The sequence below is a fragment of the Pseudomonas sp. ZS1P83 genome, assembly GCF_054897825.1.
The window spans coordinates 4465418-4486261 of the sequence record NZ_CM142706.1; the positions used below are offsets into that span (position 1 = coordinate 4465418).

Sequence of the window (20844 nt, forward strand, 5' to 3'; positions counted from 1 at the left end):
CTCGCGATATAGGTAGTCCGTTCCTTTCTCTTCCATACTGACTTCGCTGGAAGTTGGCTGTCGGCGAGGAAGGAACATGCACCTGCGGGCTACGAATATGCTCGCGCAGCACTCGATGATTACGCCTTCACCTTCGAGTCCACAGGTGCGCTTGCGCCCTCTAACGAATTCTCAGGGAAAGCCCGACACGGCTCTCTATATCGCCTTCGCTGGACGCAAGCATGCATGTCCCTGCATGTACTTTAGCGCCTGTGGAGGTGTTCCATGCAAACGCTCCTGTCTCAGAATTTCACTGCTTATATCGGAATTGATTGGGCAGACGCCAAGCACGACATCTGTTTGCAGATTGCTGGAGAGGCGCAGCGGAGTTTCGAGGTCATCGACCACAAGCCCGAGTCGATTGATCGCTGGGCCAAGTCGCTGCATCAACGTTACGGTGGCCCGATCGCGATCGCCGTGGAGTTGAACAAAGGGCCACTGATAGCGGCTCTGCAAAAATATGAGTTTTTTTGTATCTTTCCGATCAATCCGAGCATCTTGGCCCGGCACCGTAAAACCTTCGTCCCCAGTGGCGCCAAGGATGATCCAACGGATGCTCAATGGGCGCTTGAGCTGTTGCTGAATCACCCCGAACGGTTTCCTCAACTGGTCCAGCAAAGCTCCGCCATGCGTTCGCTCGCCAGCCTGACCGAACATCGCCGCGGGTTGGTCGATGACCGGGTCAAGATCAGCAATCGTCTGGTCTGCATGCTCAAACAGTATTATCCGTTGGCTCTTGAGCTGTTTCATGACCATGACACGCTGGTTTTCTGTGAGTTTTTGGCGCGCTGGTCGACATTTGAAGTGCTTAAGCACGCTCGGCCGGCCAGCGTTTTGAAGTTCCTTCACGCGCATAATGTTCGCCATGCTGGGCTCAATCAGCAGCGTTTGGCATTGATCGCCAAAGCCATGCCGTTGACTGAAGATCCAGGCGTGGTCAGTCCTTCAGCGCTGTATGTGCTGGCCCTGGTCTCGCAACTGAAAGGGGTCATCACGGCGATCAAAGATTTTGATCGGGAGATCGAAAAAACTGCCAACACCCTGGCCGACTATCGACTCTTCAAGGCCTTGCCCGGCGCGGGACAGCAGCTTGCACCACGGTTGATGGTCGCCTTTGGTGAGCAGCGTGATCGCTTCAAGGATGCCAGTGCTGTGCAGCGATATGCCGGGATTGCCCCGGTCACCGAACGCAGTGGCAAGAAAAAAGTCGTCCACTGGCGCTATCAATGCGCAACTTTTTTGCGCCAGACCTTTGTTGAGTGGGCTGCACACAGCATCAATCAATCGGTGTGGGCAGAGGCTTATTATCGCCAGCAAAGGGCCAAAGGCTGCTCATACCAAGCGGCCCTCAGGGCCCTGGCGTTCAAGTGGATCCGGATCGTTTATCAGTGCTGGAAGAGCAGCACCGTGTACGACGAAAAGGTTTATTTACAAGCCTTGCTCCGGCACGGCTCACCGTTGACCAGCGAGCCGGACACAGCAAAACCGTGTTGACGGAAAGGCTCAGGGCGTGAAGGCGTCAGGTCAGTCGATATCAATTTTGAATGACATGACGCCTTCGCGAGCAAGCTTCGCTCCTACAGAGGGGGGGTTCAGCTCAGCGCTTTTTCGATCGCATGAACGACAGACGGATCATCCGGCGCTGTGCGCGGCGAGAACCGCGCCAGCACGCGACCATCCTTGCCGAGCAGGAATTTTTCGAAGTTCCAGGTAATGTCACCGGGAAATTCAGCACCCTCGCCCGCCAGCAGACGGTACAACTGATGACGATCGTGACCGTTGACTTCCAGCTTGCTGGACAACGGAAAGGTCACGCCATAGTTGAGGCTGCAAAAATCCTGGATCTCTTGCTCGGTACCCGGTTCCTGCCCGGCAAACTGGTTGCACGGCAGGCCCAGCACGCTGAATCCTTTGTCCTTGTATTGCTGGTAGAGGTTTTCCAGCGCCGCGTACTGTGGGGTCAAGCCACATTTGGAGGCGACGTTGACCACCAGCACGACGTGCCCCTTGAGGGGTGCCAGCGGTAGCTCCTGACCATCCAGGGCTGTCAATTTAAGGTCGTGAAAAGCACTCATGACGAACTCCAAATTCCCTTGTTCTTCTCGAAACAGCCACTTGGCGGTGTCACCAGGGACAGCCGCGGACTAAAAAGGCGCCCTCGGGCGCCTCTCCAGTTCTGTGAGCTTAGCGCAGAAAATCAGTGGTGATGGCCACCTTCGCCATGGACGTGACCATGGGCGATTTCTTCCTGGCTGGCTTCACGGATGTCGATGATCTTGACCTGGAAATTCAGGCGCTGACCGGCCAACGGGTGGTTGCCGTCGACGGTGACATCGTCGCCGTCCAGGTCGCGAATGGTGACGATCTGCATCTGGCCGTCCGGCGCGGATGCGTGGAACTGCATGCCCACTTCCAGCTCGTCGACGCCTTCGAACATGCTGCGGCTCAACGTGCTGACCAGTTCGGCAGCGTATTCGCCGTAGGCATCTTCAGGTTCAACAGCTACGGTCAGCTCGTCGCCGACTGTTTTGCCGTCCAGTGCCTTTTCCAGGCCCGGAATGATGTTACCTGCGCCTTGCAGGTAGACCAGCGGCGCGCCGCCGTCGGAGCTGTCGATGACCTCACCGGCGTCGTTGGTCAGGGTATAGTCGATGGAGACAGCCTTATTGGCGGCGATCAGCATGGGGCGAGACCTTTTGCATAAGAATGAAGAATGGCCAAGTTTAGCGAAGCAATCGCCCGAAAGCGAACACAACCCGGACAGACGGGCCGCGGCGCAAGACTCGACGGTCACGGGTTTCCATCAGGATGAGGACGGGCACTGGGTGGCCGAGCTTTCCTGCGGTCACACCCAGCACCTGCGCCACCAGCCGCCCTGGCAATCGCGCGCCTGGGTCCTGAGCCCCGCGCAACGTATTGAAAAAATAGGCCAGCCCTTTGATTGCGGTTGGTGCGCACAAGGCTCGGTTAGCGATAACCTTGGCGACTGAATTTCGGTAGATCGTCAGACATAGATGATCGCCTGGCGGCCCGTACGGCCTTTGCGTCAGATCAAATTCGGATGCCTGAAGTCCATAGCCAAGGCGCTGTGACGAGTCATAGCTCGCTATGGGGAGGAACAGCAACGCAGGATATGGATTTTAGGCGCCGAATTTGACTGACGGCAAAGGCCACACGGGCTGCCCACATGCACCTCCAGAGAATTCGCATGCAAACTTTTTTTATCGCGCCCACCGATTTTGGTGTGGGCCTGACCTCCATCAGCCTTGGGCTGGTACGTACCCTTGAGCGAGCCGGCCTCAAAGTCGGTTTTCTCAAGCCGATTGCCCAGCCGCATCCGGGTGACACCGGGCCTGAACGGTCGACCGAACTGGTGGCCCGCACCCACGGTTTGAAACCGCCCCAGCCGCTCGGTCTGGCACACGTCGAACGCATGCTCGGCGACGGTCAGCTGGATGAACTGCTCGAAGAAATCATCACCCTCTATCAGCAGGCGGCAGTCGGCAAAGATGTGCTGATCGTCGAAGGCATGGTTCCGACCCGCAGCGCCAGCTACGCCGCGCGGGTCAATCTGCATTTGGCCAAGAGCCTCGACGCCGAAGTGATCCTGGTCTCGGCACCGGAAAACGAAGTGCTGACCGAACTGTCTGGCCGAGTGGAATTGCAGGCGCAATTGTTCGGCGGCCCGAAAGACCCGAAAGTCCTCGGTGTGATCCTCAACAAAGTCAAAACCGACGAGAGCATGGAGGCCTTCGCCTCGCGCTTGAAAGAGCATTCGCCGTTACTGCGCAGTGGCGATTTCCGTCTGCTGGGTTGCATCCCTTTCCAGCCGGAATTGAACGCCCCGCGCACTCGCGACGTCGCCGATCTGATGGGCGCGCAAATTCTCAATGCCGGTGATTACGAAACCCGGCGCATGACCAAAATCATCATCTGCGCCCGCACCATGCGTAACACCGTGGAGCTGCTCAAGCCCGGCGTGTTGGTGGTGACGCCTGGCGATCGCGACGACATCATCCTCGCCGTCAGCCTCGCCGCCATGAACGGCGTGCCCCTGGCCGGCCTGTTGCTGACCAGCGACACCCTGCCCGACCCGCGCATCATGGACCTGTGCCGTGGCGCGTTGCAGGCTGGCCTGCCGGTGTTGTCGGTGAGCACTGGCTCCTACGACACCGCCAACCAGTTGAACGGCCTGAACAAGGAAATCCCGATCGACGACCGCGAGCGCGCGGAGATCATCACCGACTTCGTCGCCAGCCACCTCGATGCCAACTGGCTGCACCAGCGTTGCGGCACGCCGCGGGAAATGCGCCTGTCGCCAGCGGTGTTCCGCTATCAATTGATTCAGCGTGCCCAGGCCGCCAACAAGCGCATCGTTCTGCCTGAAGGCAGCGAGCCGCTGACCGTGCAAGCGGCAGCGATCTGCCAGGCGCGCGGAATTGCCCGTTGCGTATTGCTGGCGAAACCTGCGGACGTCGAAGCCGTGGCCCGCGCCCAAGGCATCGAGTTGCCGCCGGGCCTGGAGATTCTTGACCCGGACCTGATTCGCGAGCGCTACGTCGAACCGATGGTCGCCCTGCGCAAAAGCAAAAGCCTCAACGCGCCAATGGCCGAGCAGCAACTGGAAGACACCGTGGTGATCGGCACCATGATGCTGGCGCTGGATGAAGTCGACGGCCTCGTGTCCGGGGTCATTCACTCCACCGCCAACACCATCCGCCCAGCCCTGCAACTGATCAAGACCGCGCCGGGCTGCACGTTGGTGTCGTCGGTGTTCTTCATGCTTTTCCCCGAGGAAGTCCTGGTCTACGGCGACTGCGTGATGAACCCGCACCCGAGCGCCAGCGAACTGGCCGAAATCGCCCTGCAAAGCGCCGACTCGGCCGCTGCATTCGGCATCACCCCACGCGTGGCGATGATCAGCTACTCCAGCGGTGAATCGGCCAGCGGCGAAGAAGTCGAAAAGGTTCGCGAAGCGACATTGCTCGCCCACGAACAGCAAAACTCGCTGCTGATCGACGGCCCATTGCAATACGACGCCGCCGCCAACGAAACCGTCGCCCGGCAACTGGCGCCGAACAGCCAGGTCGCCGGTCGCGCCACAGTGTTCGTATTCCCCGACCTGAACACCGGCAACACCACCCACAAAGCCGTGCAGCGCAGCGCCGACTGCGTCAGCCTCGGGCCGATGCTGCAAGGCCTGCGCAAACCGGTGAACGACCTGCCGCGCGGCGCGCAAGTCGACGACATCGTCTACACCATCGCGTTGACCGCGATTCAAGCTGCCAACCGACCTTTGGATCTTTAAATGCTGGATTTCTTACCTGCCGCCGTGCGCGGCGTGATCGCGTCGTTGTTGCTGGCGCTGAATACTATTTTGCTGTGCTCGTTTCTGTTCTGCGTGGCGATTCTCAAGGTGTTGCCGTTCGCCCTCACCCAGCGTTTCACGCACTGGCTGATGAGCCATACCCATGAAGCCTGGATCAGCAACAACAAGGCCTGGATGAACCTGGTCTGCCGCACCCGCTGGCACCTCAGCGGCCTCGGAGGCCTGGACTATCAGCACTCGTATTTGATCACCAGCAACCACCAGAGCTGGGTCGACATCATGGTGTTGCAGTACGTGCTCAACCGCCGCATCCGCCCGCTGAAGTTCTTCCTCAAACAGGAACTGATCTGGGTGCCGGTGATTGGCCTGGCGTGGTGGGCGCTTGGCTTTCCGTTCATGAAGCGCTACTCCAAGGCCTATCTGGAAAAGCACCCGGAGAAGAAAGGCAAAGACCTGGAAACCACCCGCAAGACGTGCGACAAGTTCCGCAATAACCCGGTGGGGATTTTCAACTTCGTCGAAGGCACACGCTTCACCGAAGGCAAGCATGCGCAACAGAAATCGCCGTTCCGCCACTTGCTCAAACCGAAGGCCGGCGGCATTGCGTTTGTGCTGGATGCCATGGGTGAGCAACTTGAGTCGATCGTCAACGTGACCATTCACTATCCGGCCGGGCGTCTTGGTTACTGGGATCTGCTCTGCGGGAATGTGAAGGAGGTGGTGGTGCACTTTCAGGAACTGAAGATTCCGCCGCAGTTCATTGGCAAGAACTACGACCAGGATGGGGAATATCGACTGCAGTTTCAGGGCTGGATTAATCAGTTGTGGGAAGACAAGGATGCGTTGCTTGCGCAGATGCATCGGGAGTATCCAGCGAAGTAATCAGGTGACTGTACCGGCCTGCTCGCGAAAGCGGTTTCAGGGACACAAAAAAACCCGCCGATGATCACTCATCGGCGGTTTTTTTTAAGACGGGTACTCAGCCAACACTCGCCACTAATACGGGATGCACTGATTTTGGCTCCATCGGCATGAACGACAATGCTGCCGAATTTGTCGGAGCGAATGTCGCCATCGCCTGTACCAAATGATCAGCGCCTTGCTGCATAAAAGCACTGCGACTCTGCTCCCTTCCAACCGGCATGGTGGGCATTTTAAGGGCGTCCAGCAATCTGTCAGCCGAAAGAATTCGATCTTCTATCGATGAGAGCGTTGGTCGATTCCGTTCAAAAGAGCTCAGCTCTGGGATTTTCCAATCGCGCGGTTCAAACACGATGGGCTTAAAAGAAATCTCATCCAGCTTTGAAAAGTAGTCGCTCAACCGGAAAGGCACTCTATCGATAACTGGACTCAGGCGAAGTGGAATTTCTCTGCTGCTTTCAATCGTAGAGGGTCGAAGATCCATTTCCGGCAACGGTACTAACCGAGCAATAGGCTCGGGCCTCAAGCTCTGCTCATGCGCGCTCGTGGGTGATAGGCCGGTTGTCAAATTTTCAGTAATTGGCACCAATACCGAATCCGGATTCACTTCAACTTGGCGGCCAGGTGAGGCAAATATAAAGTCCGCCGCATTCAATTGAGAAACTTCAAGCGCATCCAGGTAGAGCAATTTGACCTTGGAGCCAGCGCCTGATATTCCCGCGCTAACCTCCACACCGTGAACCAGTGAGATGCCATTGATCGTTGCCCTATTTTGCTTGCTGATCGTCAACGAGCTGAAATCGATGATGCCAGTCTGGCTCAAGTCTATCTTATCGACACCTTGGCGAAATCCCCGCATCGCATTGCTGTAATTCGACACACCTTCCTGCTTCGCGACGACAAATACATTGGATGCTTCGTTATCGTGGCTATACACCTTGCCTGTCAGAGAGGCGATCAGTTGTCCGTTGGCATCAGTTGAATAACTTACGCCTCCTGCGCCTCCTTTCAGGGTCACTATGCCCGGTGCATCGCGTGACATCTCAGGAGTGATGGTAGTTTTTTCACCTGCAGAGATTTCACTCAGAAAGACCGGAGCAACGAACGTGTTCTGGAACTTGAACTGGCTCGCCTTTACATCAGCGGCTAACTGATTTTTCAGCAAAAGGGTCTGCCCTTCACCCAATTCAAAATTGACATCTGCCCCTTGCTGGTGAAACCGAAGTTCACTGAACTGCTTACCCTTGAAGCCGACCAAGTTGATCACTTCACCGCGAACGGGATCAAAATTGACTACTGTGTCGTTTCCACCACTACGCCGATGAACTACGAAAAGATCCTTGCCTGCGCCTCCAACCAAGGTGTTTTTCCCGCGACCACCGTTAAGCAAGCTGTCCGACGGACCGGCAACCAGCCAGTCATTTCCGTCACCACTGAGCAGACTCTGAATCGCGCCGGGATTCTTCACTGTCAAGGCGACTCCCCCGATAGATGCGGTGCCTGTACTCAGATCAATCGAGACATCGGCACTAACAGCTGCGGCATTTATCGTGTTGCGCCCACCCGACGTGCCGTTAAGCCCATCGTCGAGAACTGTGCGAGCATTCTGGCGTTTAGCCGCATCGACAAACTCATCGGTATAGAAGTAGCTATCGTCGCTCGTAGCCTCGGCACCATAGAGTCGAAGCGACCAACTGTTGAGCGTGACCGGCAGGCCGTTGGCAGTATTAGTCACCTGTAACGTCCAGTCCCCAGCCGAGCGTTCACCCCAGTCATGGGTCGACATAAAGGTGTATTTAAATTCACCCGATTGAGTGCTGCCGACGTCCGCTTCGTTGGCGCCGGTCACGGCCACCGGGATCTTGCCCACCCGGTCAAGCAACACGCTTTGAGTGCCATTGGGTGAAATCAGTTTGACGACCAGATCGCCTAACCGTCCGACCTGAGCGTCAAAATCGACTTCCACGTGTTCGACGTTTAATCCTCCCAGTATCGCCAGTTTAGGCGCGATGAGCTTTCCAGCAGCAACGGCCTGCCCAAGCGCACCACTCGATGCGCTGAGTGACTTTTCAGTAGCGCCTGTGCTTTGCGTCATCCAACTCTCAGCCAAGCGCACGGCTGCCCGCGCATCCACTTTGCCAAAACCATAATCGTGGCTGGCGTGCATCCCCCCACCATTCCAGTTACGGGCACCGTTGTCGCTCCACTGCGTGGACGAGCCCTCCACCTTGCGTGCAGACACGGCGAGTATTTGCTGCACATCGCGGTAGCCGAGATTGGGGTTGGCTTGCAGCATCAGGGCAATCACACCTGAGACAATCGGTGCTGCGAAACTGGTGCCTTGCATAGCACTGTAATCGTTGCCGAACGTCGAGCCACGCTCGGTTTCCAGCTTGTAACTGGTGGACCAGACGTTACTGCCCGGAGCCGAAACCAGCAGACTCGCGCCAGGATTGGAGAAAGGTGCAGAGCCCACCTCCAGCGTTGACAGATCCGCCTGAGCATTAAGTGCGCCGACCTGGATCGAAAAGCGGTTGTTGTTGGTCAGCGAGCCTTGAGAGCTACCGCCAGTCTCACGCTTGTTCCCGCCCGAGGTGACGATCAACGTTCCAAGGCCGCTTCGGCCATTGCTCGCGGCATAGCGCGCATTACTGATCAACGCACTTGCCGTGTTGATTTGCCCTCCTTGCAGATTACTTAAGCCAAAGTCCTTGGTGAATCCCCAACTGTGATTGGCAATGTCATAGCCGAGCATCTTGCCCATGCCGGTCAGGTCTTCACCGCTGTTGGCCAAGTAATGGCCGCCTAATGTTGCCTCGTGGGCAATTCCAACACCGCCCAGTGCATTTTTCGCCGCCACCATGACGCCCGCGACCATCGTCGCGTGATTCGATACCAACGCTGGCAGGGTCTGATCGGTGCGTTGCGCCTGCAGCCAGGCCTGATCGACATTAGGTGCCAAATCGGGGTGCTGGATATCAAAAATTTCCGGTCCGGTGGAAAACTCCCCACCCGGCTCGAACTGGCCAATGCGCACGCCCTTGCCGGTGTAGTCCTTCCAGATCGGCAGCACGTCGATGTCGCTCAAGTACCACTCCTGCGCCGCCAACGGGTCAGTCGGAACCTCCGACGTAAGCAGTGTGACGGTCGCACGCATGGGTGCCAGTTCGCCGGTCTTCAAGTCCACAACCGACGTCGCCGCGTTACCGGCTTCATCCACCAAGCCATACTTAAAACTGAGAATCCCGGTGAAACGCGGATTGGGAATAAATAGCACATCTCCCTGTTCAGTGAGACTCACGCTACCGCCAATCGCGTCGCCAACAGAAGCAATACGCAAGTTGCCCTTGCTGTTGAGCCGCTGATCGTTTGCAACCAGAATCGCTGCCGAAATCAGGTGAGGCTGAGTACGATCAAATTCATTTCCGGCTTGATTGACCCGTAATGCATCCGCCACTGGCATCGCATTGGGTTGCTGGAGGTCCACCGCCGAAATATCTGCGAAGTTCACCTTCTGGATATTGCTCAGGGTCAGGGTGCCGTCTCGCCCCGTGACCTTATCGGCCACGGTGTAACCGTTGCCGGTGGGACTGATCGTGTAGTCGCCGTACTTACCATGCAGCGTCACCAGATTGATTCCCCCGCCACCGTCAATGATCGCGTTGCCGTTGCCGGCCTCGATCACATCATGACCCGCACCACCATAAATCCGATCCATACCTGCCCCGGCGTGAATGATGCTGCCACCGGCCGACGCCATGATCGCATCGCCCTTGGGACCCGCGTAAATAAGTGCCTTACCACTTCCTCCGATGATGGTGTTGCGGCCTGCACCACCCACCAATACATCGTTGCCGCCACCGCCCACCAATGTCGCGCCTCCAGAACCTCCTTATATAAAGACCCCGGACTGGCCACCGCTGATTAGATAATCATGACCCCGGCCACCTTGAGCAATGGTCAACCCGGCCTTAGCCATGTTCAGCGCAACGCCCTCATCACCGACGATAATCGCCGTGTCGCGTCCTCCGTTGCCATGGATGTTTTGAGAGCTGTCGGAAGAGCTGATGACAAACACATCGTCACCCATTCCGCCGTTATAAATGTTGCTACCAGCGCCACCCACCAACCAACTGCCCGTCGACGCGGCGGTCAAGGTGTCATTGCCGCTACCGGCGTACAGGTTGGTGACGCCCAGTTGGCCCGCATCGAGGGTTTCATCGGCGGAGCTGCTACTCGCATAAGCCGTCGTGGTGGTAGTGCCGGTAGTCGACACTACTTTGCTGCCATTACCTTCAACCGTCAGCGTGCTGCTGACCGGATCCCCCAGGAAGTTGACCGCCAGGGCTTCACGAGTCTCGCCGTTGATAACAAAGGAACCGCGCGCAACCACGCTGTTACCCTGGCGAATATCACCACTAACCGGTGTAGCCGTGACGTTGATCTGAGAGATGCCGAGCTCGGCCAAAGTCTTGAGTTCAGCTGCATCGCTTTTACCGTCGTGAGACGCATCGACCCAAACCCGCAACTGGCTCCATATGTCATCACGCTGATCAATCACCAGATCAGCGTTGCTGTCGACACTAGCCAGCGCCGCAAACCCCTCTTTATACAATGCCTGGCCCGCCTGACCGTTGCCCCCCGAAGTGCCCCGGAAGTATTCGGAAAACATCTGGCTGACATCCTTGATTTGCCCGCTGCCATCGTCGATCACCAACATCCCGGTTGCTCGGTCTGCCCAACCGCTACGCTTGAGCGTCCCGCTATGGTCTGTATCGAACAACACACCGTCGCTGATCGGCGTCATTTGCACGCCATCGCCAGTCAGGTCCAGTAGTAGCGGATCGACGTACGTATTGACGGTGGTCAGCGCTGCCAATCCGTTCAATGTCACTGCATTGCGCAAACTGAAATCCGGCGCCTTATCTGAGGGGCGATGGTGGTAGAACTGCGACAAGTAGTCGCTTGGGCGAACGTTAGGATCGAGCTGAATTTCGCCGGGACGAATACCGCCAGTTGCCAGACTGCCAAGCTGGACGGATGTGAAATCGGTTTTGTTCAGGGTTTGGTCGTTGAAGAACACGCGATGGGTGGGGGAGTTTTGAGTGAAGCCGTTGGCTACGTCTTCGCGGGCCTGGTTTTCGTTGGGGATTTTTTGTTGGGGTTTTGGGTTGGGAGTGATTTGGATGTTGATGTGGTTGATAGGTGGCGCACCGGCCGCCGCTTCTATAGGCGGACCAAAGAGCTCAATTGCAGCACTTCCAAGTTGGCTCGCAACACTGGATAGAAAAGTCAATGTACCCGAAGGAGAGTCGACCCGATTAATCCAGTTTTTTGCCAGTTTTCTGTTTTGTTCTGTACCGGCAGAACTTGCCGTTGACATCAATACATCCGTTCGGGCTGCCAGACTCAACTCTGCTGGTAGACTCCCTGCTGCGTCTAGTGCAGCTTGCCAATACCCTTCGCGGCTTCTTTCACTCATGATTGATAACACGGAGTTCAAAGTCCAGGCGTCAGCTGTAAGGCCATTTCTTTCGAAAACTTTAGTGTGAAACTCCCACGCCTCTTTATGATTAATATCAGAAGTCAGCACCAAATTACTTTTTTTAAGCTTACCCAAGAGTGTATTAATATATTCGGCAGCCATCTGAGAACGAATTTCATCTACACCATCCGGGGAAATCGGCGCTCCCATTTTAGTAGCGGTAAGCTTCATGAAATTAATAGCAACCTCTCCTGCGACAGAGTTACCCTTTGCTACGCCATTCGCTAATGTTGCGTACTTGTAACCTTTAGCCGATAAAAAATCATACATTGGGCCGGGACCTTGCGACGCTAAAAGATTCCGAGCATGTTCCAGATCAGCGACAGTCAACACCTTTGCCATATGCATATTCCTTATTTTTTGACTTTATCCAACACAAATTTTCTTATAGCGCCGACGACGGCCTTCCACTCTTTCATCTTCTCTGGTGTAAATCTGAAACGTACCAAAGTATCAACCTCCTGCAACACATAGGCCCCCTCACAGGTATAAAGTCTGTTTTCCTTAGGCAACCATAGGCATTCGAATACGATAGAGACCTCACCACCACTGTCCTGCCAGTAATACCGATTCAAACCCTCAGCGAAAACTCTGTCTTTTCCTTCCACATAAAACAGACCAAGACTTCCATCAAAACCCACATATTCCTTCCGTTGCCCGGGTGTTTCCCAAAGAAAAAAATCAAGCAAATAACTCATGTCGCTATTGGGTCTACGAAGAGGTTCTAGCGTAATATCCACCCCTTCAAACCTCAGTGCTTGTACAAAGTAAGTCGTATGATCAGCCGGCAACATCTCCGGCCATGTCATGACCATCGGCAAAGACTCTAAATTTGCATCACACCCTTTCTTGTTATGGATAAACCCCTGTCCCCAAGAGCTTTCACCTTCATATTCCGGCCAAAACGCACTGTATTTACGTGACACCTCGATCACATGCCCATTTAACTTTCCACAGACCATATCTTCAGCTAAAGAAACACCTACGGAGCAATAAAAAAAAAACATCATTCCGACTAAAAACAACAAACGCTTTCCCAGCATCATGAAAATTCTCCTATATGCTTCAAACACGATTTTTAGCCAGCCGAACAAGTCCATCGCCCTATAACGGACCATGAATTCAAAAACCCACGTCAAGATTCAACCGCTAAATAATTAATTTCAATACTTGCTAGCCTAGCCGCTTTCCCCTATAAGTCACTAACCTGGCTTCCGACAATCCTGTAGGGTCCTTCCGATAATCTCTTGCCGATTGTAGGATCACACCACTGTAGAAATTATTGTGAGGCGCCTACTTTATAGCCAAATTTCCGCCCATTATTTTCTTAAAAAAATCCAAGGCAAAATCGTCCATACCTCTTATATCCGCATGCTCCACCGAGTATTGATAAGTGCCTTGTATGTTGATGGCGAATTTTCGCGCCACACTATTAACAGTTTCACGTTCATTAACATAAACCTCTCGGCCGTCGCGCCCCAAAAATGTGCTGACCCGGCTTCTTCCGACCCTGAAACTTGTAATAGGCCCTGTATTGAGAAGTGGAACATCAACGACAGCACGATCTACTCCATCCTCCGGTATTGGGAAATACCAAAACTGAATAATCATCCGTCCTTTGTCGGAGCCTGCTTTAGCCTCTACAATTTTCATTTCAGGGTATTCAACGACCACTTCTATCTTGCCGTCTTTTTTGTAAGCAACAAAATGGCACTCTTTTTCAGCCATCTCAGCCTGAAAAGGATAAGCAACCAATGTCTCAGGCTGATCTTTACATGTTGCAAAAGCACCCACAGAAATCGAAAAAATCAACACACTCCAAATCATCCAACTCATAGCTGCATATTTTTTAAGCATCAAAATACCCTCCACAGAACTTGTGAATTAAACAATTCATACAAACCAAACAAAGTCGCAGTAAACCATTGGCTAACAAAAGCCCTTTCTGCACGATAAAAACTCAGCGTTCTCTCAAGCTTTCATTCGCGTTTCGCTGCAACGGACTCAAGAAATACTCAATCACTCGGCGTTGATCTGTCTTCACTTCAGCCGTCACCGACATACCGGGGGATAAGGACACTTTTTTGCCATTCACTACTAAGTGATCGTTTTTCAGTCGTATCCGACTGCTGTAGACAAGTCCTTTCTTTTCATCCTCGATTGCATCACTGGAAATACTGAAAACTTCGCCAGCCACCGTCCCATATTTGGTAAAGGTAAATGTCTCCACCTTCACCGTGACGGGCTGCCCAGCCCGCACAAAACCGACGTCCTTGTTTTCCAGGAAAGCCTCAACCTCAACCGGTTGATTATCTGGAACGATCACCATCAGTGGCTGGGCAGCGGTCACCACTCCACCAACGGTGTGAATCGCCAGTTGCTGGACAGTGCCAGCCACCGGAGCGTGAAGAAGTGTTAGCGATTCCTGATAGCGGGCCTTGGCAAGTTCCTGAACCAGTCGCGCGACCTTTTGATCCGCCTGTTGCTGCAAATCAAGCATGACTCTGCGTGTCTGGGCGATGACGCCTTCACGGCGACGTCGAGCTTCTGCTTGAGCCGCAGAGAATTGCAGCACGCCGGCCTGCTGCACCCTCAAGTGACGCTGTAGATCCAGTCGAGCCTGCTCTTTCTCAAGGTATTCGTGACGAGCCACGTATTGCTGGCTCAGCAAGCGCTGATAATCCTCCGCCAACTGCGTGGCTATCGGCAGCGTTTTCAGCAGATTCGACACCTGAGCCCGAGCGGCCTGGATTTCGGCGCTACGCTGAAGGATTTCCGCATCAACCAACTCCAGGCTGCTGCGGTACTCCTGATACTGCCCCTGGAGCCAGCGCTGCGCCGAAAGCACTTGCTCCGGATTGGCATTCTGGATGACACCGCCCAAGGACTCAGGGTCTTTTTGGTGATTGATTGCATCCAGCATTGCCTTGCCACGAGCACTGTCAATTCGCGCGGCAAGAAGCTCACTTTGGATGAGCTTGATGTCTGCATCCGCAGAAGTCGGATCTAGCTCGACAAGCAACTCCCCCATCCTGACCGTCTGGCCATCACCGACATGGATGGCTTTGACCACAGCCGTTTCACTGGACTGAATCAGTTTGGTTTTACCGCTGGGCACAATCTTGCCTGAGGCGATGGCTACCACTTCTATTTTGCCGATTGAAGCCCACAGCACTGTGAGTACGGCGAACGCCATGATGCCCCAGATAAAAACGCGAGGCGCCGGGTGTGCAGGCTTATCCTGGAGCTCCAAAGCAGCCGGTAAAAACTGGACTTCATGTGGCAGGCGCTCAGGCGCGTCCATCTGCTTGCGCTGACGCCAGCACTGGCGCCAGGAGTCGCGATATCGGTGCAATAGTTCAAGACTTGCGCTCATGAGAAGGTCGCTCCTTGAGTCAAAGTGTTTTCATCCCTGCCTCACATGGAGAGGTCAGTAGTGAACATTGTTGTCTCGCGTTTTTGATGGCTCAGCCTTGCTGCATACGGTGTAAGCGACAGTAATGTTCGGCTTGCTGGGCTAGCAGTTCGGTATGCGAGCCCTGTTCAACGATTTGCCCTCGATCCACAACCAGAATGCGATTGGCTTCACGTACAGCCGATAGTCGGTGAGCAATGATGATCACGCTGCGCCCTCGGCAAATGGTCTGCATGTTCTGCTGGATGATTCGCTCTGATTCGTAATCCAGAGCGCTGGTGGCTTCATCAAAGATGAGAATGCGCGGATTGCCCATCAATGCTCGAGCGATAGCCACACGCTGGCGCTGCCCGCCGGATAGCGAAGCTCCGTGTTCACCAACGACGGTGTCGTAGCCTTCTGGCAACTCCAGGATGAACTCATGAGCTCCCGCCATTTTGGCGGCATCGATCACAGACTCAAGGGGAGCTGCGGGGTCAGTCAGTGCAATGTTTTCGCGAATGCTGCGGTTAAACAGCATGCTGTCCTGCAACACCACCCCAATCTGTCGGCGTAGCGATGAAACATCAGCCAGCGCCAAATCCATTCCATCGACCAGTACCCGGCCACGTTCAGGGACGTACAGCCGTTGCAGAAGGCGGGTCAATGTACTTTTTCCAGAGCCAGACCGACCGACGACACCAATGACTTCACCGGCTTCGATACGCAGGCTCACCCCACGCAAAACTTCCGAGCCAGCGGTGCGATAACGGAAATGCACTTGGTCGAACTCTATTTGGCCCTTAAGCGCCGGCAGCGTGCTGCGTGTGCCCTTGGCCAACTCAGTGGGAGTATTGAGAATGTCGCCCAGACGCTGAACCGAAACACCCGTCTGCTGAAAGCTCGTCCATAACTGCGCCATGCGCATAATGGGTTGCGATACCCGACCGGCAAGCATGTTAAAGGCGATCAACTCACCCACCGAAAGCTGCCCGCCAATGACTAACTGTGCGCCCAGCCAGAGCGTCGCCACAGTGACCAATTTGCCAATCAGGGAGACACTTTCATTTGCGACAGTGGACAGGTTTTGGGTTTTGAAGCCCGCCGCAACATAGGCCGCCAACTGGTTGTCCCACTTGCGCATTACCTGCGGTTCGACGGCCATCGACTTGACGGTATCAATACCATTCACGACCTCCACCAGAAAAGCCTGGTTCTCGGCACCTCGAGCAAAACTGTCTTGCAGTCTCGATCTCAATACTGGCGTGATAAATAGCGAGACCAAAATATAAAGCGGTAATGACAAAAGCACGATTAGCGTCAACCAGCCGCTGTAATAGAACATCACGACGATGAACACCACTGAAAACAGGACGTCCAGCAGCAACGTAATGGCATTGCCAGTGAGGAAGCTGCGGATATTTTCCAGCTCTCGTACACGCGCGATTGAGTCACCTACCCGCCGCGCCTGAAAGTAGGCCAACGGTAGATTGATTAAATGTTGAAACAAGCGCGAGCCAAGCTCCACATCAATACGGCTGGCGGTATGGGCAAATATATAGCTACGCAAACTACTGAGCGCCGACTCAAAGATCATCACCGCCAGCAAGCCTGAGGCGATAACATCTAACGTAGTTAAACCATGGTGCACCAGTACTTTGTCCATCACTACCTGAAAGAAAAGGGGTGTCACCAATGCAAAAAGTTGCAGAACAAAAGAGACGAGTACGGTTTCGCCCAGTAGCCTTCGGTATTTGACGATGGCCGGAATAAACCAGGTGAAATCAAAGCGTGAAGTCTCACCAGGAACTCCCGATTCGGAGCGCACCAACACCAGGGCACCCGTCCAACGAGCTTCCAGATGCTCTAAACTGATTACCTCGGGCCCGTTGCAGCAAGGATCCTGGATGAGTGCTTTACCGTTATCAATCTTCGCAATAATAAAAAAAGAACCATCACGATCCGTAGCAATAGCAGGCAGCGGAGTACGATCAAGACGGGAGATCGTTGTTTGCACAAGCTTGGACTTAAGTCCTAATTTGCGAGCAGCCAAGAGCAACTCAGATTGACTGAGTAGCTGAACTGAAGAAGAAAGCTGGTAACGCAACTGCTCTACCGATGCCGCAATATTATGAAAACGGGCCAACACGACTAAACAAACAGCACCAGTATCCAAATCAATACTCAAGCCTGCTGAATCAGCATTTGTTACTTCTTCGCTCATAGTGATCCCAACGATGCCTGGAAAATAATTTAACTGCTTGCAATACGAGAATGACCACTCATGAATAAAAACATGATGTCGAACAGAAGACTAACTGCCAGCTTTTTGATCTTGCTCAAAGCGGCGCACGAATATCTGGCGGAAGGAAGTCGCGCACCGAATCATAGTCCTTGGCCAAATAGATACTCAAATCGGACAAATCATCAGGACTCAACACTCCTGCCGCCTGCTTCAACTTTAGAGTGTTAATAATATAATCGTAGCGAGCATTGTTGTATTCCCTAACAACACTATAGAGTTGACGCTGGGCGTTAAGCACATCAGCGACGTTACGAACTCCCATCTCCCAACCCATCTTATTTGCATGTACGGACGCCTGACTCGAACGAATACTTTGACGTCTCGCAACAACCTGTTCAATATCGGAGTTAACGGTTCGACGAAGGCTTCTAGTGCTCTGTACTATTCCACGGAGCCTGTCTTCTCTTTCATATTGGCTTTGAGACAACTGCTCAGTTGCTTCACGCACTTGCGAACGAGTCATACCACCCGAGTACAACGGAATATTGAGTTCAAGTCCAATGCTGCGCTGGGTGACATCACCTTGATAATTACTTCCACCCATACTGGAGCCATCACCTTTGCGATAGGAAATAACAGCATCAAGAGTTGGGGCAAACCCGGACTTTCGCTGAAGGATAATGTGCTCTGCCGCAATAACTGAAAAATTACTTGCTTTAAGAAGTAAATTTTCCTGCACCGCTTGGTTAACCCAGGTGCTCACGTCATTAGGTACTGGCGCTTCGAGAGGTAATTGGTGCTGAATGCCCTCAATGCTGGTGTAGTCTCGGTTGGTAAGGCGACATAGATACCCGAAAGCATCATCCACTTTACGCTCCGCCAACTTGCGGTTGGCCATGGCATTGTCGTAGGCGGCCTGGGCATCTAATGTATCGGTAATACTAGAGGCGCCGCTCTCAAGGCGTGCTTGTGCCTGTTTTTGTTGACGCTGCATTGCTGCTTCTTCCGCCTTCGATGCAGCAAGCATATCCAGCGCACGTAGGGTCTGAAAGTAAGCTTCTGCCGCAGTTAAGATCAGCGATTGCTCCTTTGCTGAAAGTTCGAGTTCGGCCTGGGCTGTACTGGCATGAGCAGCCTCAAGCTGAAACCAGCGATCAGCTCGAAACAGAGGCTGGTTTAAACTGGCCTGAAAAATGGAGTCACTGCGGGTGTGATTGAAAGAAGAAGCATTCTGATCCACTTTTATGGATTGTACCGACGTGCCGGCAGTTAAAGAGGGCAATAGCTCAGCGCGGGCTTGGGAGGTTATTTCCTTGTGGGCTTTATATTGATGCCTAGCTGCGGCAAGCTGCGCATCATTGGCAGTTGCCTCTTGATAAACACTCAGCAAATCAGCACGACCAAATCGATCATTAGCAGATGCAAATGATGAATAGCCAATTAGACTAATGACTAACACGACACCAATCGCGAACGTAATCAACGCTTCATTTGTTAATACCGACAAGTAAGAGTTTTTACACTCTGATTTCATGCCTTTATTTCCTTAAATCGATAAAAGAATTCTCGGCCAACCTTTAAGAGCAAAGGCGCCGAGAAGACTAATCTCATTTAGGAATAAATATCACCCTCCCACTTCCGACGTAACCGTAGTCCAATTCCGATTATCGATTGCGCTTTCGTCCCTGGTTAAGTCAGATCCTACATACACATGTCAGACTTCACGGATTAGTAATACATTCCAGAGAAAAACCGGAAGAATCGTTCTGAAGATTCCGCCGCAGTTCATCGGCAAGAACTACGACCAGGATGGGGAGTATCGACTGCAGTTTCAGGGGTGGATTAATCAGTTGTGGGAAGACAAGGATGCACTGCTGGGGCAGATGCATCGCGAATACCCGTCTAACTGATCATTCCCACGTCGAGGCGTCGAACCGTCCGCGTGGGAATGCATCCAGTGACGCTCTGCGTCACGCCAGCGAAGGGACGCGGAGCGTCCCAGGCGGCATTCCCACGCGGAGCGTCACTAGTGTCCGGTAAAAAACGAGGGGGGAGCTTGCTCCCCCTTGCTGTTGGCGGCTGTGAGGCATAATCGGTTTTTTCAGACTCGATTTTGACTTATGTTTTCCAGCACCCGTTTAAGCCAACTACTCAGTGCGATCCCGCGCCAGTTTTTCCAGCAATCCATCGAAACACACCAAGCTGATCGCTATGTCAAACGCTGCACGACCTGGCAATTGCTGGTGACACTGATCAGCGGCCATTTGACCCGAGCCTCAAGCCTGCGATCCTTGGCGACTATCTCCGAAAATTTCGGCCCGCATAGCTACCATCTTAATGCCGGCCCTATTGCCCGCTCGACAATGTCCGATGCCTTGAACAAGCGTGACTACCGGCCATTACAGGACCTTTGTGGGTACCTGATGAGCGCCGTCAGCCGCCAGCAGCGCAAGGAGGTCGGGGCCATGGTTAGCCTGATTGACTCCACGTCGATCACCTTGCGCGGACCTCACTTCGATGGCTGGACAGCCGCGACGAAAACCCGCATCACCCAAGGCCTCAAAGTGCATGTCGGACTGGATCTGGCGCAGCTGGCCCCGGTGTACGTGAACATTACGCCTGCCAACGTCAACGACCTGAGCGATGCACTGGAAATGCCGATCCAGACCGGCATGACGTATGTTTTCGACAAGGGCTACTGCGATTACAACTGGTGGCACGAGTTGCAGACCAAAGGTGCTTTTTTCGTCACCCGCCTGAAGAAAAACGCCAATATCAAAGTGCTGCATGAGCACTCGACCGTGACTGAGCAAAGCTCGGTCATGACCGATGAAGTCGTCCAGTTTGGCAAAAAGCATTTGGCCGGCAAACGCCTGAACGACTATTGGGAAAAGTCGGTAAGACGCGTCGTGGTTGAGCGCGAGGGGCATGCGACGCCGTTAGTTCTGGTGACCAACGACTTCACGAGGACAGCTGAAGAAATCGCGTCCTTGTACAAAGATCGTTGGCAGATCGAGCTATTTTTCAAGTGGATCAAACAACATCTGAAGCTCAAACGCTTTTATGCCTACTCCGAAAATGCGGTGCGTTTGCAGATTTACAGTGCCTTGATCAGCTATCTGTTACTGCAAATACTCCATCGTCGCTCAGGATTTACCGGCTCGTTGTTCGAACTGACGGTTCGCATAGTTCATGTCCTGTTTGAACGGCCCGGAACCCCAGTATTGAGGGATCGACGAAGGCAGGAGCGAGAAAAGTTGAAGGCTGCCCAAGGCAGCCTTCAACTATGAAGCATGTTTACCGGACACTAGTGACGCGGAGCGTGGGAACGATCATCATCTCAAGAGCACAAAAAAACCCGCCGATGATCA

At 53.9% G+C, this 20844-nt stretch carries 14 protein-coding genes and 1 pseudogene; 6 read left to right on the forward strand and 9 right to left on the reverse strand.

Annotated elements, in window-relative coordinates:
* The first annotated feature begins 264 nt into the window (after positions 1-264).
* Positions 265-1533, forward strand: a complete 1269-nt coding sequence (locus ACYZT0_RS21185; RefSeq protein WP_462042861.1) for an IS110 family RNA-guided transposase — start codon at positions 265-267, stop codon at positions 1531-1533.
* A gap of 98 nt (positions 1534-1631) precedes the next feature.
* Here the strand turns inward: ACYZT0_RS21185 and ACYZT0_RS21190 are convergent, their stop codons facing one another.
* Both ACYZT0_RS21190 and ACYZT0_RS21195 read right to left on the reverse strand, forming a co-directional pair.
* Positions 1632-2114 carry a glutathione peroxidase gene (locus ACYZT0_RS21190; RefSeq protein WP_462042862.1) on the reverse strand — a complete coding sequence of 161 codons (483 nt, stop codon included), beginning with the start codon at positions 2112-2114 and terminating at the stop codon, positions 1632-1634.
* 122 nt (positions 2115-2236) lie between these two features.
* Positions 2237-2722 carry an FKBP-type peptidyl-prolyl cis-trans isomerase gene (locus ACYZT0_RS21195; RefSeq protein ID WP_462042863.1) on the reverse strand — a complete coding sequence of 162 codons (486 nt, stop codon included), beginning with the start codon at positions 2720-2722 and terminating at the stop codon, positions 2237-2239.
* On the opposite strand from ACYZT0_RS21195, the gene ACYZT0_RS21200 reads away from it, so the two are divergent.
* The 3 genes from ACYZT0_RS21200 to ACYZT0_RS21210 all read left to right on the forward strand — a co-directional run bounded on the left by ACYZT0_RS21200 (position 2691) and on the right by ACYZT0_RS21210 (position 6250).
* Positions 2691-3029, forward strand: a complete 339-nt coding sequence (locus ACYZT0_RS21200; protein WP_462042864.1) for a DUF3565 domain-containing protein — start codon at positions 2691-2693, stop codon at positions 3027-3029. The genes ACYZT0_RS21195 and ACYZT0_RS21200 overlap by 32 nt on opposite strands.
* Positions 3030-3247: 218 nt before the next feature.
* Complete coding sequence (gene pta / locus ACYZT0_RS21205) at positions 3248-5347, forward strand: phosphate acetyltransferase (protein ID WP_462042865.1); 2100 nt, start codon at positions 3248-3250, stop codon at positions 5345-5347.
* A complete protein-coding gene (locus ACYZT0_RS21210) occupies positions 5348-6250 on the forward strand; it encodes an acyltransferase (RefSeq protein WP_462042866.1) in 903 nt (300 codons plus the stop codon).
* 97 nt (positions 6251-6347) lie between these two features.
* On the opposite strand, the gene ACYZT0_RS21215 is transcribed toward ACYZT0_RS21210, so the two are convergent.
* From ACYZT0_RS21215 to ACYZT0_RS21245, 7 genes are all read right to left on the reverse strand, one after another.
* The gene (locus tag ACYZT0_RS21215; protein WP_462042867.1) at positions 6348-10157 is read right to left on the reverse strand and encodes a S8 family serine peptidase; all 3810 of its coding nucleotides are present in this window, start codon (positions 10155-10157) and stop codon (positions 6348-6350) included.
* A gap of 24 nt (positions 10158-10181) precedes the next feature.
* Positions 10182-12176 (reverse strand): hypothetical protein, encoded by a 1995-nt coding sequence (locus ACYZT0_RS21220; protein ID WP_462042868.1) that lies wholly within the window; start codon positions 12174-12176, stop codon positions 10182-10184.
* Between the two features lie 11 nt (positions 12177-12187).
* The gene (locus ACYZT0_RS21225) at positions 12188-12880 is read right to left on the reverse strand and encodes a hypothetical protein (protein WP_462042869.1); all 693 of its coding nucleotides are present in this window, start codon (positions 12878-12880) and stop codon (positions 12188-12190) included.
* A 247-nt stretch (positions 12881-13127) separates the two neighbouring features.
* Positions 13128-13691 (reverse strand): hypothetical protein, encoded by a 564-nt coding sequence (locus ACYZT0_RS21230; protein WP_462042870.1) that lies wholly within the window; start codon positions 13689-13691, stop codon positions 13128-13130.
* A gap of 103 nt (positions 13692-13794) precedes the next feature.
* The gene (locus tag ACYZT0_RS21235) at positions 13795-15210 is read right to left on the reverse strand and encodes an HlyD family type I secretion periplasmic adaptor subunit (RefSeq protein ID WP_462042871.1); all 1416 of its coding nucleotides are present in this window, start codon (positions 15208-15210) and stop codon (positions 13795-13797) included.
* Between the two features lie 91 nt (positions 15211-15301).
* A complete protein-coding gene (locus ACYZT0_RS21240) occupies positions 15302-17452 on the reverse strand; it encodes a type I secretion system permease/ATPase (protein WP_462042872.1) in 2151 nt (716 codons plus the stop codon).
* 115 nt (positions 17453-17567) lie between these two features.
* Positions 17568-19007 carry a TolC family outer membrane protein gene (locus ACYZT0_RS21245; RefSeq protein WP_462042873.1) on the reverse strand — a complete coding sequence of 480 codons (1440 nt, stop codon included), beginning with the start codon at positions 19005-19007 and terminating at the stop codon, positions 17568-17570.
* A 232-nt stretch (positions 19008-19239) separates the two neighbouring features.
* Between ACYZT0_RS21245 and ACYZT0_RS21250 the strand changes: the two are divergent.
* Both ACYZT0_RS21250 and ACYZT0_RS21255 read left to right on the forward strand, forming a co-directional pair.
* Positions 19240-19383: pseudogene (locus ACYZT0_RS21250) on the forward strand (acyltransferase); the annotation flags it as partial.
* Positions 19384-19593: 210 nt separating this feature from the next.
* Positions 19594-20763, forward strand: a complete 1170-nt coding sequence (locus ACYZT0_RS21255; RefSeq protein WP_462041955.1) for an IS4 family transposase — start codon at positions 19594-19596, stop codon at positions 20761-20763.
* The last annotated feature ends 81 nt before the right edge of the window (positions 20764-20844 follow it).